The organism is Erythrobacter oryzae, from assembly GCF_030271515.1.
In the GTDB taxonomy this organism is placed as follows: Bacteria; Pseudomonadota; Alphaproteobacteria; order Sphingomonadales; family Sphingomonadaceae; genus Erythrobacter; species Erythrobacter oryzae.
In genome coordinates, this window is sequence record NZ_JASCXI010000002.1 from 775,147 (window position 1) to 792,182 (window position 17,036).

A 17,036-nucleotide genomic window follows, 5' to 3' on the forward strand; every position below is an offset into this window, starting at 1 on the left:
TCAGCGAATGGTGCCCGAGGGCGGATTTGAACCACCGACACGCGGATTTTCAATCCGCTGCTCTACCCCTGAGCTACTCGGGCATTCGCTGCGAGCGACGGGCCAGATGGCCCGGCGAGCAAATGAGAGCGGCCCTATGGCGAAGGCGGCAGGGGTTGGCAAGGGGCTTTCGTGCATCAAACGCAGGATTGTTGCAGCGCCCTCAATCCTGCTCGCGCCAGCTTTCCTGCGCCAGTTCCTCGGGATCGGCGGGCTGGCCGGGGACGGCGTAGGAATCGGAGAACCACCGCGCCAGATCGCGGTCGCGGCAGCGCGTCGAGCAGAAGGGGTGGTGGTCCGGATGCCGCGGTTTGCGGCAGATCGGGCAGGGCTTGGAGGCGAGGGTCATGCGTCCAGAAGCTGGGCATTGGCGGCTTCGATGGCAAGGGCCGGATCGGTCGCAATCCGCACCTCGCGCCCGGTGCGGCGCGCCAGTTCATCGAGCCACTGCTGCTTCAGCTTGGCCTTGAGCGCGGGGTGAACGCGCAGTTCGAGCACCCGGCCCGTGCCGTCATCGGCTGCCAGTTCGCCGCACCGCAATGCCATGCGCGCGGCCATGCCGAGCCTTGCGGTGGCGAATCGGTGGAGCAGCGAGGGGCCGGAGAGCCGCGCGACCAGCTGGACGAAGCCGAAGCCGTTCATGGCGGTGCGTTCATGCGGCCAATGGCCAAGCGCGGCGTCCAGCGCCGCATCGACCGCGCGGCGATCTTCCTTGGTCTGGAGCGTGGGGAAGTCGATCCCGATATTGCCGCCGAGGTCGAACCAAGCCAGCGCCTGCGTGATGGCGGGCACTGCGGCGAGCGCGACATCGCGCGGCGCGCCGGTGCCGTCGATGTCGATCACGGTCATCGCCGGGGTGACGCTGACGAGGATCTCGCCGCCAGGAAAGGCGATGCTGGCCGAGGAGGCGGCGTGCCACACCTCTTCCCACATCCCCGAGGGGAACCGTCGCACGACGCGTCCCTCGGGCCGGCCGGCGCCGGAGGGGGGCGACTCTGCTCCCGCCACCCGCGCCTGCGCCCGCTTGAGCCGTCCGCGCTCGGCGATCGGGGCGCGGGTGATGAGGAGATCGAGACTCTGTCCCTCGGTGATCTGCGGCGGCAGGTGATCGACCAGCGCCTCGGTGCCATTGGCAAGCAGGGCGACGCCGCGGCGGGTGCCCTTGAGCTTGGCAGTGAGCTTGCCGGTGGCGCGGGTGCCCGCCGCGAGTTCACCGGGCCAGAAGAGCTTAGCAGCAAGAACGCGTTCGCCCTCGACCAGCAGGGCGCGGGTCTCGCCGATGCCTTCCTCGATCAGCCAGTTCATGCTGGAGCCTCGCCGGTGGCGCAGGCCCACCCCGCTGCGACTAGGCGGCAGAGCCGCCAAGTCTCGCTCCCCTCCCGCTTGCGGGAGGGGCTGGGGGTGGGCAAGTCACCCAATCGCAAACCCCGCCGCCTTGAGCAGCGCCCGCGTGTGATAGAGCGGCAGGCCCATCACGCCCGAATGGCTGCCCCTGATCCACGCGATCAGGCCTTCGGCGGCGCCCTGAATGGCATAGCCGCCGGCCTTGCCCTGCCATTCGCCGCCCGCGAGATAGGCGGCGATCTCCTCGGCGGAGAGACGCTTGAAGCACACCACGGTCTCGTCGAGCCGCTCGCGCAAACTGCCGTCGGGCGCGCGCAGCACGACGCTCGAGAGCACCTGATGCCGCCGCCCGTTCATCAGTTCGAGGCAGGCGCGGGCCTCGGCTTCGGTTTCGGTCTTGGGGAGGATGCGGCGGCCGACCGCGACCACGGTATCGCCCGCAAGCACATAACCCGCCGCGTCCACCGCCAATGCCTTCTCGCGCCCCATGCGCAGGGCATAGGCGCGCGGGAGCTCGGCCTTGAGCGGCGTCTCGTCGATGTCGGCAGGGGTCACGGCCTCGGGGGCAATACCCAGCCGCGCGAGCAATTCGCGCCGCCGGGGCGAGGCCGAGGCCAGTGTCAGATGGAGAGAGCCCATATCCCGGGCCCGTGGCCCTTATTGCGGGCCGGGGCCGCCGCGACCCGGCATGAAGCGGTAGGTGATGCGCGCCTTGGTCAGGTCATAGGGCGTGAGTTCGCACAGCACCTCGTCCCCCACCAGCACGCGGATGCGGTTCTTGCGCATCTTGCCCGCGGTGTGGCCGAGCACCTCATGGCCGTTTTCAAGCTCCACCCGGAACATCGCATTGGGCAGCAACTCAACCACGCGCCCGCGCATTTCGAGGAGTTCTTCCTTGGCCATGTATTCCCTTTGGTTTTCGTTGCGGCGCACAATGCGTCCGTCGATTGCTGGCCGCGCTTTAGCGATGCGGGAACCAAAAGGGAAGGCTCGTGCGTTAGGGCCCCGTGAGCGGACCTTACGCGCTGGTCCTGCCCGGGGAAAGACGCGCATCCCCGGGCAGGAGCAGCGCGTATCCGCATCGTTGCGCGGGAGCGGTAACAACCGCCCCGCGACCCAGTGCTGCTATCGAAGGGACTCCATGAACCTCTCCCCGCTGACCCGCGCGTCCCTGCGCGCCGGAACCTGTGCCCTTGCGCTGGCGCTCGCCCTGCCGCTGGCGGCCGCCGACGCCGAACTCGGCGCCGCTGCTGCCGCCGCGCAGCCCCAGCCCGAGCCCGCCGCACAGCCCGAGCCCGAGGAGCCCGAGAGCGCGAGCGACACCGGTGCGGTGAACGAGATCGTGGTGCGTTCCGGCCGGGTGCGCGGGCAGCTGTTCGTCGATCAGGCCCCGCTGCTCCAGCTCGACGAGACCGCGATCGCCGCCGAGGGCGTGACCTCGATCACCGATCTCATCGCCCAGATCAGCGCGCGCACCGGCTCGGCACGCGGGCGCGGGGGCGGCGGGCAGCCGGTCATTCTGGTGAACGGGATCCGCATCGGGAGCTTCCGCGAGTTCGCCAACTACCCGCCCGAAGCGCTCGCCAAGGTCGAGGTGTTCCCCGAGGAAGTCGCCCAGCGCTTCGGCTTTCCGCCTGACCGGCGCGTGATCAACCTGATCCTCAAGGACAATTACTCGAACCGCCAGCTGGATCTGGAATTCGAGGCTCCCTCGCGCGGGGGCTACACCCGCAACGAGCAGCAAATCGGCATCCTCAAGATCGCCAATGGCGGCCGGATCAATGCCAGCGTCAGGGTCGAGGACACGACGCTGCTGACCGAGGCCGAGCGCGATGTGCCGCAGACCCCGGGCTCGCAGTCGACGGTCGCGGGCGATCCCGACCAGGCCGATTTCCGCAGCCTGCTGGCCGACACCTTCGGACTCGAAGGCAACATCTCCTGGGCAAAGGCGATCATCGACAGCGGCACCTCGCTGTCGGCCAACCTCAACTACGCCCGCAATGAGAGCCGCAGCCTCGACGGGCTCAACACCGTCACGCTGACCTCGCCCGCCAATGCGAGCGCGGTGCGGACTTTCGGGGCCGACACGCCGCTCGCCCGTCGCACATCGAGCGACACCGTTTCGGCGGCCGGTTCGATCAACCAGCCGATCAATGCCTTCCGCCTGACCACCACCTTCGACGGCTCCTTCAGCGAGACCGAGACCGAGATCGACCGGCGGCTGCGCCCCGATCAGCTTGAGGTGTTCCGCGCCGCCGCGCGCGCGGGCACGCTGGCGATCACCGGCCCGCTGCCGAGCGACACCGCCAACGGCTTCGACCTTGCGCTGCGCCGGACGATCACCACCGAGACCCAGGCGACGCTCGAAGGCCCGCTCGCCACGCTTCCGGCGGGCGAGGTGCTGGCGACCTTCGACCTCGGCTTCGACTGGCGCCGGATCGAGAGCAGCGACACGCGCTCGGCCACCGCTGCCCAGCTGACCCGCCGCCGCCTGTCCACGGGCGCGAACCTGGTGGTGCCGCTGACCAGCACGCGCGACGAGTTCCTCGATGCCCTCGGCGACTTCACGCTCAACCTGCAGGCGGGGGTCGAGGACCTCAGCGACGCGGGCACGCTGGGGGACTGGAACGCAGGGATCACGTGGAAGCCGGTCGACGGCCTCGACCTGTCCGCGACCTATATCTGGCGTGAGGTCGCGCCCTCGCTCTCGGCGCTGGGCGATCCGCAAGTCACCAATTTCAACGTCCCCGTGTTCGACTTCGTGCGCGGCGAGACGGTGCTGGCCGAAGTGCTGACCGGCGGCAACCCCGCCCTGCCGCCCGAAACCCAGCGCGACTGGAAGTTCTCGGCCAACTGGGAGCTGCCCTTCTGGGAGAACTCGCGCCTGACGGTCGACTATATCATGAACCGCTCGGATGACGTTGTCAGCGCCTTCCCGCAGATCACCGCCGAGACCGAGGCGGCCTTCCCGGGCCGGATCACCCGCGACGCGAACGGAAGGGTGGTGCGGGTCGACCGGCGCTCGGTGAGCTTTGCCGAGACGCGGGCGGACCGCATCCAGTTCACCTTCTCGACCAATGGCAGCATCGGCGCGGGCGAAGGCGGCGGCGGCTTCGGCGGCCCGGGTGGCGGGCGTCCCGGGGGCGGCGGTGGTGGCGGCGCGCCTTCGGCTCCGGCAGCGGCCCAGCCTGCACCGCCCACCACCGGCGCTCCGGCTCCTGCTCCGGCTGGCCCCGGCGGGCCGCCCGCAGGCGGCTTCGCGCCGAGCGCCGAGCAGCGCGCGCAGTTCATGGCCTTCCGCGCGCGGCTGTGTGCCGATGACGGGCAGGCCTTCCTCGAACAGCTCGTCGCCGCGATCGACAGCGGGGCGGACATCTCGGCGCAATATCCCGGGGTCGATCCCCAGCGCCTCGCGCCGATGCTGGCGCGGCTGCGCGGCGCGGACGGCAAGGTCGATCCGGCCCGCCTGACCCAGTTCCGGTCGCGGATCTGTTCGATCGACCCGGCGATGATGGGCGGCGGCGGCGCGCCCGGCGGCGCTCCGGGTGCGCCGGGCGCTCCGGGCGAGGCAGGGATGCCGCCCCAGTTCGCCGCCTTCCGCGAACGCGCCTGCGGGCCGGACGGCACGGCCGCGATCCGCGAGCTGATCGCCAAGATCGACCGGGGCGAGGACATCTCGGCCGAGCTTCCCGGCGTCGATCCCGCCTTCATCAAGATGGCGCTCGACCGTTCGCGCCTGCCCGACGGCACGATCCCGCCCGAGGCGATCGCGCAGTTCCAGCAGCGCTTCTGCGCCGCCGCGCCGCCGGCTGGCGGAGCACCGGGCGCCCCCGGCGCACCGGCGGGTAGCCCTCCGGCGGGCGGCCCCGCCTTCAACCCGCTGGCGGGACGCAACTTCCAGGGCTGGCGCTACTTCTTCAACCTGACCCACACGATCGAGCTCGCCAACGAGATCCTCGTCGCCCCCGGCCTCGATCCGCTCGACCAGCTCGACGGCGAGGCGACCGGCGCCTTCGGCCAGCCGCGCCATTCGAGCCGCCTCGAGGCCGGCCTGTTCGGCAAGGGCGTGGGCTTCCGCCTCTCGGGCATCTATACCGGTGAGACCCGGATCGACGGCACCGTGGCGGCCAACGACCTGTTCTTCGACGACATCGTCACCTTCAACCTGCGCGTCTTCGCCAACATGGGCGAGGTGACGGGGAAGAACGAGGGGCTGTGGAAGGACTTCCGCGTCAGCCTCGTCGCCGACAACGTCTTCGACGCGCAGCGCCGCGTGCGCGACGGGACGGGGGAGACGCCGGTCAATTACAACGCCTTCGTGATCGACCCGCTGGGGCTTTATCTCGGGGTGGACCTGCGCAAGCTGTTCTGAGCGGGGCGGCGAAGTTCACGAAGTTCACATTGCAAAACGTGCAATCCTACAGGAATTGCCTTTTAATCTCAGTTGGTCGAAGGGCAAAAACGAAGTTCACACATATTTTGCGTTCACCGCCGGCATTCGGGGCGGTGATGTCGCGCCGTCTCGCGGGTGCGGGGGGTGTGCGGACGATGGCAAAGAGCGGGCACAAGCATAGCGCGTCGCCCCGCTGTAGGAAAATGGTCGCTGCGCGTCAGCCGTGCGCGCCGGCCCCCGCCGCGGCGAGCGCCTCCGCGCAGGCATGGCCGCTGGCCCAGGCCCATTGGAAGTTGTAGCCGCCGAGCCAGCCGGTGACGTCGACCGCCTCGCCGATGGCATAGAGGCCGGGCACCTTGCTTGCCTCCATCGTCCGGCTGGAGAGCTCCGCCGTGGCGATCCCCCCGGCGGTGACTTCGGCCTTGGCATAGCCCTCGGTGCCATTGGGGGCGAAGCGCCAGTCGGCGAGTTTGGCCTGCGCCGCGCGCAGGTCCTTGTCGCCGCAATTGCCGAGTTCACGCTCCAGCCCGAGCCGGTCCGCCAGCGCATCGGCGAGGCGATCGGGCAGGCGCTCGCGCAGCAATGTGCGCAGATGCGCGCGCGGGCGGTCGCGCTTGGCTTCGATCAGCCAGTCGGTCGCGGCGTCAGGGAGGAAGGTGATGCCGACCGGCTCGCCATGCCGCCAGTAGGAGGAGACTTGCAGGATCGCCGGGCCGGACAGCCCCTTGTGCGTGAACAGCGCGGCCTCGGCGAACTCGGCCTTGCCGGCGCGGGCGAGAACCGGCGCGGCGACGCCCGAAAGCTCGCGGAACAGCGCATCCTCGCCGCCGAGCGTCAACGGAACGAGGGCGGGGCGGGGCTCGACCACCTTGAGGCCGAACTGGCGGGCGAGGCGATAGGCAAAGTCGCTCGCGCCCATCTTGGGAATGGAGGGCCCGCCCGTAGCAATCACCAGCGCGGGGGCTTGCCACGCCCGCCCATCGGCGGCGGTGACGGTGAAAATGCCGTCGGCGTCGCGCGCAACGCTGGCGATGTCGACCCCGCAGGTCAGCGTCACGCGATCAGGCGGGCATTCGTCCAGCAGCATCGCCACGATCTGCTTGGCCGAACCATCGCAGAACAGCTGGCCCAGCGTCTTTTCGTGCCACGCGATCCCGTAGCGCTCGACCAGCGCGATAAAATCGGCGGCGGTGTAACGGGCCAGCGCGCTCTTGGCGAAATGGGGGTTGGCCGAGAGATAGTTCGCCGGCCCCGCGCCGAGATTGGTGAAGTTACAGCGTCCCCCGCCCGAGATGAGGATCTTCTTGCCGGGGGCATCGGCCTTCTCCAGCAGCGCCACGCGCACTCCGCGCTGCCCCGCCTGCCCTGCCGTAAACAGCCCGGCCGCGCCTGCGCCGAGGATGATGACGTCGCTCTGTTCCACGAACCTGCCGATAGGGGGCCGCGCGGGAATTGCCAATCGCCCCCCATCGTCCCTATCTGACCCCCATGGCCCGAACCCCCGCAGGCACCCCTCACGATCCGCGCGGTGCGGAGCGCTTCAACGAGGAGCGCGCCGCCTATACCGTATCGAGCGCCCAGCCCGATCTGGAAGGCGGGGTGCAGGCGATCCGCGAGACGGTGCAGGTGCTGAAGCCCGTCCCAGGCGTCTACCGCATGCTCGATGCGCGGGGCGAGGTGCTCTATGTGGGCAAGGCGCGCTCGCTGAAGGCCCGCGTGGCCAACTACACCCAGATCGCGCAGCTCTCGGGACGCCTCCAGCGCATGGTCAGCCAGACCCGCAGCATGGAGATCATTACCACCAATTCCGAGGCCGAGGCGCTGCTGCTCGAAGCGCAGCTCATCAAGCGTTTCCGCCCGCCCTTCAACGTGCTGCTGCGCGACGACAAGAGCTTCCCCTTCATCCTGCTGCGCGCCGATCACGCCTTCCCCCGCATCCAGAAGCACCGCGGCGCGCGGCGGGCCAAAGGCAATTACTACGGGCCTTTCGCCAGTGCGGGGAGCGTCAACACCACGCTGAACGCGCTGCAAAAGCTGTTCCTGCTGCGGAGCTGCACCGACAGCTTCTTCAACAACCGCGACCGGCCGTGCCTGCTCTACCAGATCAAGCGCTGCTCGGCGCCCTGCGTGGGGCGGATCGACGAGCCGGGCTATGACGCGCTGGTGCGGCAGGCGAAGGACTTCCTCTCGGGCAAATCGGGCGCGGTGCAGGCCGATCTGGAGCGGCAGATGGCCGAGGCCGCCGCGAACCTCGATTTCGAGACGGCGGCGATGCTGCGCGACCGGCTGCGGGCGGCGACCTTCATTCAGGGCTCGCAGGCGATCAATGCGCAAGGGCTGGGCGATGCCGACGTCTTCGCGCTTGCCGCCAAGAGCGGGCAGATGAGCGTCCAGTCCTTCTTCATCCGCGGCGGCCAGAACTGGGGCCACCGCGCGCTCTTCCCGCGCCACACGGCAGATGTCGACGAGGCGCAGGTGCTCGCCGACGTGATGCTGCAATTCTACGAGGAAGTGCCGCCGCCGCCGACCATTCTCGTCGATCGAGAACTGCCCGAAAGCGAGCTGATCGAGGCGGCGCTTTCGGAAGTCGCGGGGCGCAAGGTGCGCCTATCCGTCCCCGAGCGTGGCGACCGGCGCAAGCTGATGGCGCAGGCGCAGAGGAACGCGGTCGAGGCGCTCGAACGGCGGCTGGCCGAAACCGGCACCAAGGCCAAACTCAACCGCGAGCTGGCCGAATTCCTCGAACTCGACGCGCCCCCGCAGCGGATCGAGGTCTACGATAACAGCCATATCCAGGGCACCAAGGCCGTGGGCGCGATGGTGGTCGCGGGGCCCGAGGGCTTCGAGAAGGGCCAGTATCGCAAGTTCAACATCCGCGAGGCGCAGACCAATGATGACTTCGCGATGATGCGCGAGGTGATGCAGCGGCGGTTCCGGGCCTGGGCGGAGGCTGAGGAAGAGGAAGCAGGCCCACCCCCGACCCCTCCCGCAAGCGGGAGGGGAGGGCCATCGCACGAGACGACGCTCCCCGACCTCATCCTGATCGACGGGGGCAAGGGGCAGCTCTCCAGCGTCATGCGGGTGCTGGAGGAGATCGGCATCGACGATGATGTCGCGGTGATCGGCATTGCCAAGGGCCCGCATCATGGGCGCGAGGGGCGCGAGGTGTTCCACTTCCCCGACGGGCGCGAGAAGATGTTGCCGGTCAATTCGCCGTTGCTGTTCCACTTGCAGAACCTGCGCGACGAGGTGCACCGCTATGTCATCGGCGCGCACCGGGCCAAGCGCTCCAAGGCGATCACCGCGAGCCCGCTCGACGAGATCCCCGGCATCGGCCCGGCCCGCAAGCGCGCGCTGCTGCTGCATTTCGGCACCGCCAGCAAGGTGCGCGCAGCGGCGCTCGAAGACCTGCAACGCGCCCCCGGCGTCAGCGCGACGGTGGCGCGCAAGGTTTACGATTTCTACCACGCTGGCGGGTAAAAGGCGCTGCATGACGCAGTTCGCCTTTGCCATGCTTGCGATGTTCGGCGTGCCGGCGATGATTGTCGCGCTGCTCATGCTTGCGCACCGGGTGACTCCGGCGGCGGTGTGGAAGACCTGGCCCGTGCAGACAGCAGCGACGTTGGCGTTTCTGGGGTGCATCGCAGTACCGGTCGCGATCATGCAGATCGACAGCCAAGGGGATTATTTTGACGACGAGACGGCGCTGGTCAGCGAGGCTTTCGGCCTGCCCGTCGGCGTGAGCGTAGATCGCCAGGGCGACAAGTCGGTGCGGCTCGGCGATTGCTGGCGCAATGCGGTCAACTGGAACTCCGCGGTGACCTTTTCCGACGCCGACACGTTCTACCGGTGGCTCTATGGCAAGGGATACAGGCAGGGGATCGTCGCGCAGGTCGCCGACTATTACGGACAACCGCCCGCTCGGGTGAGCGTTGCTCCCGGCGCGCTCGACCTGCTCCCGCGCGATCCGCAATATGTGCTGTCGCGCGGCCGCGATTCCTTCGAGCTCAACAGCCGGATCGTGAAATATTACAAACCGTTCGTCTGCACCGCGATCGAGCGGGGCGCTGATGGCAGCATTGCCTTGCGTCGCTGCGATCCGATTGCCGAGGGCGGGGATGTGGGCAATGCCGGGCAGATAATTCTGCGGCCCGATGCAAGCAAGCAGATGCTCGAAGGGCGCATCTATTATGCGCACGGGGCCTCGACCTGCACCAATCCGGTGCGCCGCGCGCTCAATAATGCGCTTGGCCTGCCCCATCCTGAAGGCGGCGAGCCCAATACCCAGATGGCTTCAAACCTGCCGATCTGGTGAGGCGGGACAGGCTGCGGCGACCGATGGGGCCGCCGCAGCCGATCCGTCGCTTACTGCCCGTCCAATGCCTTGCTCACCAGCACGTTGACCGAAACGCGGCGGTTCTGCGCGCGGCCGGCGGCGGTGGTGTTGTCGGCGGCCGGGTCGGCGGTCGCCATGCCGGTGGGCGTCAGCATCCGGTAGGGCTTCCACTTGCAGACCTGCTGGAGGTGGTTGACCACCGCGGCGGCGCGCTTTTCCGACAGGGTCTGGTTGAGGTCCTGCGAGCCGGTCGAATCGGTGTAGCCGAGCACCAGCATCAGCGAGTTCTCGTTCTGCGCGGCGGTCTGCGCGGCGGCGCACAGCTCGGCCTTGGCGGCGGGGGTCAGCACCCACTTGCCGGTGTCGAAATAGACGTTGGTGGTGCCCTTCAGGTTGTACTTGTCGATATCGCCGAGGCGGCCGCGCAGGGCCTCGGTGGCGGCGGCGTTGGCCTGGATCGCCGCGCCCTGCTCGCCGAACTGCTGCTGGGTGCCGCCGCGGATCATGCGCGCGATCTGCGCGTCGTCGGCGGTGAAGCGCACTTCGCTCGCCACCAGACCCTCGCCGTAGCGGGTGGTCTTCACGACCACGGTGAGGCCGTTGATCAGCGCGTTCTGGTCGAGCGTCTTGTTGCCGATCCCGAGGAACCCGCCGCGGGTGCGGATTTCGGTGTCGGGATGCAGCGTGACCAGCTCGACCGACCCGTCATCGCGGGTGACCTGCAGGCGCGAGCCCTTGCGGGCGGTGATGATGCCGGTGACGCGCGGGCCTTCCTCCATCTCGGAGAGCGCCGGCAGCGCGCCGTAGACGGTGGTGGTGGTCACCCCGTCCTGCTCGCTGATCGTCGGAGCGGGCAGGGGGCGCGGCTGGGTCTGCGGCTGGCTCTGGGCGGCAAGGCCCGAGGCGCTCGCGGCGCCCAGAAGGGCGATCATTGCGAGGCTGCGGTTTTTGAGAATGGTCGTCACAGTGGTTATGCTCCTGTGTTTCGGGCCCGCGATCCCGTGTGGGCCCGTTGTTGGCGTTCTGCGCGAGGGGCTGGGTGTTGCGCAATACCTTGCTCGCAGGTGAACGCCACCCGCCCGAAGGCCGCAGGAGCAGGCAATCGGGGCAGCGGATGCGACGAGTCGAGCCGCGCGCGGCCCGTCAGCGCCGGTTTATTTGGCCGCCTGGGCCGCGATCCAGCGGTCGATCTTGGCTTCCAGCACGGCGAGCGGCAGGCCGCCGGTGTTGAGGACTTCCTCGTGGAAAGCCTTGATGTCGAACTTCGCGCCCAGCCTGTCGGAGGCGCGCTTGCGCAGCTCCTGGATCTTGAGCGCACCGATCTTGTAGGCGAGCGCCTGCGAAGGAATGGCGATGTAGCGATCGACCTCGGCCACCACTTCGGTGCGGGTCATGCCGGAATTCTCGAGCATGTAGTCGATCGCCTGGTCGCGGCTCCAGCCCTTGGAATGGATGCCGGTATCGACCACCAGCCGCATCGCGCGCAGCATCTCGTCCTGCAAGGTGCCGTAGCGGTTCCACGGGTCCTTGTAGAAGCCCATCTCGTAGCCCAGCGTCTCGGCATAGAGTGCCCAGCCTTCGACATAGGCGGTCGTCCCGCCATAGCGCATGAAGGCCGGCAGCGCCTCGTTCTCCTGCGCGAGGCTGATCTGGAAGTGGTGCCCGGGCGCGCCTTCGTGGAGGTAGAGCGTGACATTGCCCGGCGTCAGGCGGCTCGGCAGGTCATAGGCGTTGAAGTAGAACACCCCAGGCCGCTCGCCATCGGGCGAACCCGACTGGTAGGAGCCGCCGGCCTCGAACTTCTCGGTCGAGGGATCGTAGGGGCGGATCTCCAGCTTCGACTTGGGCAGCTTGGAGAACAGCGTGCCGATCTTCGCATCGACCGCCTTGCCGATGTCGTAGAAGTTCTGCGTCAGCCCCTCGCGGGTCTTGGGCTGGAACTTGGGATCGGTGCGGACATAGTCGAAGAACTGGGTCAGCGTGCCCTTGAACTTGACCTCGCGCTGGAGCTTGACGAGCTCGGCCTTGATCCGCGCGACCTCGCTGAGGCCGAGCTGGTGGATCGCATCTGGGGTGAGGGGGAGAGTGGTCGAATCCTCGACGAGGCGGGCGTAGAGCTTGTCGCCGCCCTTCATCTGCGAAAGCCCGATGCTCTCGCGCGCGGCGGGGAGGTATTCATCGCGCAGGAAATCGCGAAGCCGCGTGTTGGCGGCGTAGAGCGCGGCGGTCTTGGCTTCGTAGGCCTTGGTCAGCCGCGCCTTGTCGGCATCCGAGATCCCCTCGGGGAAGGCCTTGGTCGGCGCCATGAACTGCGAATCCGCGATGGGCGTCGCGAGCTGCGTGTCGAGCTGGGTGACCATGATCCCGACCGTCAGCTTCGTTTCGAGCACGCCGCTCTTCATCCCCTCGCGGAACTTGGCGATCGCGCGGTCGACGAAGGCGATGTAGTCATCGTGGCGGGTGAGGTTGTCCTCGTAATTGGCGAGGGTCTTGAACGTCGCCACCCCGGTGCCGCTGGCGAATTGCGGGTAGAAGGTGTGCAGCCCGAAGAAGTGGTTGAGCGGGCGCACTTCGGTGAGTGCGCGCATCTCGTCGGTCACGCCCGCCAGCGCGCGCTCCTGCGTGTACTTGAAGACGTCGTAGGCAAGCGCGTCGGTCTCGTCGAGCTTGCTGCGGTCGATCTGCGCGAGCAGCGCGAGGTTCAGCTTGATGTCGGTGCGCCCGGCGAGGAAACTCGAATCGGTGAGGAGATCGCCGAGGCGTCCGGCGTTCTCGTCATCGCCGCGGAACAGGCGGCTCAGGGGATTGAGCGCAAGCTCGCGCGCGTCGGCATCCTCGAACAGGGCGAAGAGCTTGTCGTGCTCGGACTGGGGCGCCTGGGTGGTGGCGGCTTCGGGCGCGGCGGCCGTCTCGGCAAGGGCGGGCGCGGCGAGCGAGAGCAGCAGCGCGCTCGAGGCGGCAAGAGCAAGGCGCATGGTCATATTCGGAAAGTCCCCAAGGCAAGTACAATCGCGGGGCGCTAGGCGCGCGCGGGCGGGCGCGCAAGGACGCGCGCGACGAGCGGGCGAGGCGCATCGACCGGCGGCGTGACGCCGTGACGTCAGATGTGCCGGTTCAGGCGGAGACGAGACGCTCGCGGTGGAAGGCGGCATCCTTGCGCAGTTGCTCTTGCTCGACCCACACCGAGTGCGTGCCCGAGCAGATCTTGTGCGGCAGCGCGAGGCGGCAGATCGGACCCTTGGTGATGTCGCTCGCATCGAGGATCGCGCATTCGGATGTGCCGGTGTTCTCGTCGATCAGGAACGTCACAAGATACCCGTCATCCTCGGCGGTCGATCCCTTCCTCGGGATCATCGGGCTCTCGCTCGCATAGACCCCCTCGGGCAGGCGGTAGACCTGTTCCTCGCCCGTCCGGGTGTCGTGACGGACATAGCCGTTGAACAGGAACCAGCCGGGCCGCGTGGTGGTCGACCAGACGTAGCGGCTCTTGTGCATGGCGTAGGCCGGGTTGATCATCCCGAATTCGACGATTTTTTCGGAAAGGCGCTCCTCGCGGGTCTCGCCGGTCTTCAGGTTGAAGCGCCAGCGATGGAGGCGGCTCTGGAAGGAGTGCTCGTCCACGTAAGCCATCATGTGGCTGTAGCGGCCCATCTCCTCGAGCGGATCGGGCATGGGCTTGGCCTGATGGTAGCCTTCGAGGATCACCTCGTCGCCTTCCTCCCAGGCATTGGTCCAGTGGAGCACATAGGTCGGCGCGGCTTCGAACCAGCGGATGTCCTCGGGCTGGCCATGGCGCGGGATCAGGGCAAAGCGGGTCGGCACCCCCTCGTGCAGCCGCGCGGCGTGGATGTTCCGCCCCAGCAGTTCCTCGTCCCAGAACAGCGGCATGTCGTTGAGGATCGACCAGTTCGGGGTGATCGCCATGTCGTGCGGCAGGCGCGGGCCGGGCAGGGGAACGGGGACGTAGTGCACCAGCGCGCCCGTCCGGTCGACCACGCCATAGTGCATGAAAGGCGCGTGCTTGGAGTAGTTGAAGAACATCATCTCCCCCGTCGCCTCGTCAACCTTGGGGTGGGCGGAGATGCCATCGAGCGGCACCCACGGCGCCTTGCCGCGGCTGCCGAGCGTGACGGGATCGAGCATCCACGCCTCGCCGCACTGGTAGAGCGTCGCATAGGCCGTGCCCGCGTGGACGATGATGTCGGTGCTGCCGGTGTCCTTCAGCCCCCCGTGCGCGCCGAAGCCGGGGCGCACCGAAGTGCCCCAAGGGTCCATCAGCCCGCCCCACAGCGAGCGGCCCGCGATCTGCTCGGCCTCGAAGCAATGGGTGCGCACGAAGCGGTTGCGGTAGCTCGCCTTGCCGCCGGAGATGTTGACCTGGTGGATCATCGCATCGCCATCGAAGGGGTGATGGCGACCCAAGGGCTGATGCACCTGGTTCTCGGTATTGCGCAGGTAGATGCCGTCGATATCGGCGGGGATCGCGCCCTCGATCACCCGCAGCTCGGGCACGTCGACCTCCTCGTGCAGCGGCGTCCACGGGCCCGTCAGATAGGGGTGGTTCGACGGCTCGAGGCTGGTTTTCACCGGCGGGTGGCGCATGATCTGCATTGGTCTCTCCCTCGGCGTGCAGAATGAGGCCGCGCTTTATCTCTGGCAAGGTGCTATGGTGCGCCCACGTGGACCCGATAGAAAATTGATCCGGGTCAAAGCCAGACACGACGTCCGGGGCGATCATCCTCATCATGAATGGGAGATCCGCTATGAAATCGATCCTGCTGCACGTCGACCACGACAAGGCCATGAATGCGCGCCTGCAAGTTGCGCTCGACATGGCGCGCAGCACCAACGGCCACATCACCTGCCTTCAGGCGGTGAGCTATGACGTGTTCATGCCGGGCGACTTCTACGGCTCGGCCGTCGCCGCCGCCCTGCCGGTAATCCGCGAGAACGCCGACAAGCTGCGCACCAAGATCGAGGCCGAGATGGAGCACGAGGGCGTGCCCTTCGACTGGCGCTTCGAATATGGCGTCGCCGGCCAGCGCCTGATCGAGGCCTCGCCGCTCGCCGATATCGTGATCATGGGCCCGTGCGAGCCGGCAATGGACGGCAAGGGCCCCTCGGCAGTGGTGGGCGACGTGGTGACGCGCGCCCCGGTGCCGGTGCTAGTGGTGCCCGAGGGGATGAAGAGCTTCGATGTCGGCGCGCCGATGATGGTCGCGTGGAACGGCTCGGCCGAGAGCGCGCACGCTTTGCGCGCGGCGGTGCCGCTGCTGGCGTGCTCGGTGAAGGTGACGCTCGCCTGCGTGGTCGAGGAGACGGGGGATGGCCCAAGTGGCAAGGCGCGCTTCGACCTGCCCTCGACCGAAGGCGCGAAATACCTCGCCCGCCACGGCATCCCCTGCGAGATCGTCGAAATCCCGCGCGGGGAGGCGAAGATCGCCGACACGCTGTTCTCGGCAGCACAGCTGCGCGAATGCTCGCTGCTGGTGATGGGCGCATATGGCCATTCGCGCCTGACCGAACTGGTGCTGGGCGGGGTGACGCGCCACATGCTGAGCGAGCCGCAGATGCCCGTGCTACTGGCGCATTAGGCGCGCGGGGTCTCCTCCGGCGCGGTCTCATAGGCCTGCGACAGCAGCCGGTAGGAACGCGAGGCGAAGGCGAAGAGCGTCAGCACTACGCCCAACAGCCCAGTGATGCAGAACACCAGCGCCATCCCGCGCGCCGGCCCGGTGCCGAACCAGCCGCCGATCAGCGCCGCCCCCGCGCCGGTGGTCATATAGGGGATCGCGATAAACTGCGTCACCGGCCCGATCAGGAAGGCGGTCAGCGGCGAGGCGGCCTGCTCGACCGACTGGGCGAAGCCGAACACCCGCCCCTGCCGCTCGTAGGGGACGACGCGTTGCAGCGTGGTCTGCTCGGCGGCCTCGGCGAAGGGGCCGAAGAACATCCACACCGCGCAGCCCACCGCCAGCAGGGGGATCGAGGCCTGGACGGTGAACAGGCTCGCCGCGGTCCATGTGATCAGGTTCACCAGCAGCAGCGTACGCAGCGGCTTGCTGCCGAGGCCGACGCGGGCGATCACGAGGCCGCTGGCGATGAAGGCGCAGGAGGTGATCGCCCAGAGCAGGCCCCAGTCCTCGACGCTCATCAGCGACAGGCCGTAGCCGTCCATCAGCGCCATGAACACGCCGCCCAAGAGGTTGTTGAAGGTCGCAAACAGGATCAGCGCGAACAGCCCCGGCACCGCCGCCACGACGCGGATCGTGCCGCGCAGGTCGATCTCCCGGCGCCCGTCCTGCGAGGTCGCCTCGGGCACGGGATCGTCAAAGCGCACCAGCGGCAGATGCGCGATGGCGAGCGCGCTGAAGCCGATCGCCAGCACCAGCGGCCCGCGGATGCCGTCCCACGCGACCAGAAAGCCGCTGATCGCCGAGGTCACGAGGAACCCGAGGCCGCCGACCATCCCCACCAGCCCGTTGGCCTTGTCGCGCCGCTCGGGCGGGATCAGCAGGGTGACCAGCGTGGAGAGCGCGATCATGCGGATATTGCCCGCGATCACCCCGAGCATCACCAGCACGATGAAGCCCCACAGCGGCCAGCTTGCGCTCTGCGCCATCGCTTCGTCGGGCGTGGCGACGTAGACCGCCAATGCCGCCGCATAGAGCGCCAGCGAGGCCGCGCTCGATCCGAGCATGATCGGCTTCTTGCGGTGGTGATCGACCAGAGAGCCGAACCATATGGCGAAGCCGCCGGTAAACAGCAGATGGATGCCGCCGATCATGCCCGTCACGAACACCGACTGCGTTTCGAGATAGGCCCAGAACACGAGCGCGAACCAGACCGTGAAATTGACCACGTTCTGCAGCAGGTTGTTGGCAAGAATCGCGTGGAACGGGTCGATCCGGGGCATCACGCGCT

The 17,036-nt window shown here is 68.1% G+C and carries 13 protein-coding genes and 1 tRNA gene; 4 read left to right on the forward strand and 10 right to left on the reverse strand.

Annotated features, from left to right (window positions below; genetic code table 11):
• Positions 1–8: 8 nt before the first annotated feature.
• The 5 genes from PFX90_RS08300 to infA form a co-directional block, all read right to left on the reverse strand.
• A tRNA-Phe gene (locus PFX90_RS08300) sits at positions 9–83 on the reverse strand.
• Positions 84–202: 119 nt separating this feature from the next.
• Entirely contained in the window at positions 203–388 is a 186-nt protein-coding gene (gene yacG / locus PFX90_RS08305) for a DNA gyrase inhibitor YacG (protein WP_285711939.1), read from the reverse strand.
• Positions 385–1,344, reverse strand: a complete 960-nt coding sequence (locus PFX90_RS08310) for a ribonuclease (RefSeq protein ID WP_285711940.1) — start codon at positions 1,342–1,344, stop codon at positions 385–387. Before PFX90_RS08310 ends, yacG begins: the two co-directional genes overlap by 4 nt.
• A 105-nt stretch (positions 1,345–1,449) precedes the next feature.
• On the reverse strand, positions 1,450–2,022 hold the full coding sequence (locus tag PFX90_RS08315) for a Maf family protein (protein WP_285711941.1): 573 nt from the start codon (positions 2,020–2,022) through the stop codon (positions 1,450–1,452).
• An 18-nt stretch (positions 2,023–2,040) separates the two neighbouring features.
• On the reverse strand, positions 2,041–2,286 hold the full coding sequence (gene infA / locus PFX90_RS08320) for a translation initiation factor IF-1 (RefSeq protein WP_007163491.1): 246 nt from the start codon (positions 2,284–2,286) through the stop codon (positions 2,041–2,043).
• A gap of 238 nt (positions 2,287–2,524) precedes the next feature.
• Between infA and PFX90_RS08325 the strand changes: the two genes are divergently transcribed.
• Entirely contained in the window at positions 2,525–5,755 is a 3,231-nt protein-coding gene (locus PFX90_RS08325) for a porin family protein (protein WP_285711945.1), read from the forward strand.
• Between the two features lie 238 nt (positions 5,756–5,993).
• Here PFX90_RS08325 and PFX90_RS08330 read toward each other — a convergent pair whose 3' ends face one another.
• Entirely contained in the window at positions 5,994–7,199 is a 1,206-nt protein-coding gene (locus PFX90_RS08330; protein ID WP_285711946.1) for a BaiN/RdsA family NAD(P)/FAD-dependent oxidoreductase, read from the reverse strand.
• 65 nt (positions 7,200–7,264) lie between these two features.
• Here PFX90_RS08330 and uvrC point away from each other — a divergent pair, with 65 nt between their 5' ends.
• Entirely contained in the window at positions 7,265–9,256 is a 1,992-nt protein-coding gene (gene uvrC / locus PFX90_RS08335) for an excinuclease ABC subunit UvrC (protein WP_285711947.1), read from the forward strand.
• Between the two features lie 10 nt (positions 9,257–9,266).
• Positions 9,267–10,091, forward strand: coding sequence for a hypothetical protein (locus tag PFX90_RS08340; RefSeq protein ID WP_285711948.1), 825 nt, complete (start codon positions 9,267–9,269; stop codon positions 10,089–10,091).
• Between the two features lie 50 nt (positions 10,092–10,141).
• Here the strand turns inward: PFX90_RS08340 and PFX90_RS08345 are convergent, their stop codons facing one another.
• From PFX90_RS08345 to PFX90_RS08355, 3 genes are all read right to left on the reverse strand, one after another.
• Positions 10,142–11,077, reverse strand: coding sequence for an OmpA family protein (locus PFX90_RS08345; RefSeq protein WP_285711949.1), 936 nt, complete (start codon positions 11,075–11,077; stop codon positions 10,142–10,144).
• 189 nt (positions 11,078–11,266) lie between these two features.
• Complete coding sequence (locus PFX90_RS08350) at positions 11,267–13,093, reverse strand: DUF885 domain-containing protein (protein WP_285711950.1); 1,827 nt, start codon at positions 13,091–13,093, stop codon at positions 11,267–11,269.
• A gap of 133 nt (positions 13,094–13,226) precedes the next feature.
• The gene (locus tag PFX90_RS08355) at positions 13,227–14,723 is read right to left on the reverse strand and encodes a carotenoid oxygenase family protein (protein ID WP_285711951.1); all 1,497 of its coding nucleotides are present in this window, start codon (positions 14,721–14,723) and stop codon (positions 13,227–13,229) included.
• A 152-nt stretch (positions 14,724–14,875) separates the two neighbouring features.
• On the opposite strand from PFX90_RS08355, the gene PFX90_RS08360 reads away from it, so the two are divergent.
• Positions 14,876–15,706: a universal stress protein gene (locus tag PFX90_RS08360; protein ID WP_285711952.1), complete on the forward strand. Its 831-nt coding sequence runs from the start codon at positions 14,876–14,878 to the stop codon at positions 15,704–15,706.
• On the opposite strand, the gene PFX90_RS08365 is transcribed toward PFX90_RS08360, so the two are convergent.
• Positions 15,703–17,028, reverse strand: coding sequence for an MFS transporter (locus PFX90_RS08365; protein ID WP_285711953.1), 1,326 nt, complete (start codon positions 17,026–17,028; stop codon positions 15,703–15,705). The two genes, PFX90_RS08360 and PFX90_RS08365, sit on opposite strands and share 4 nt — an antisense overlap.
• Positions 17,029–17,036 lie beyond the last annotated feature (8 nt).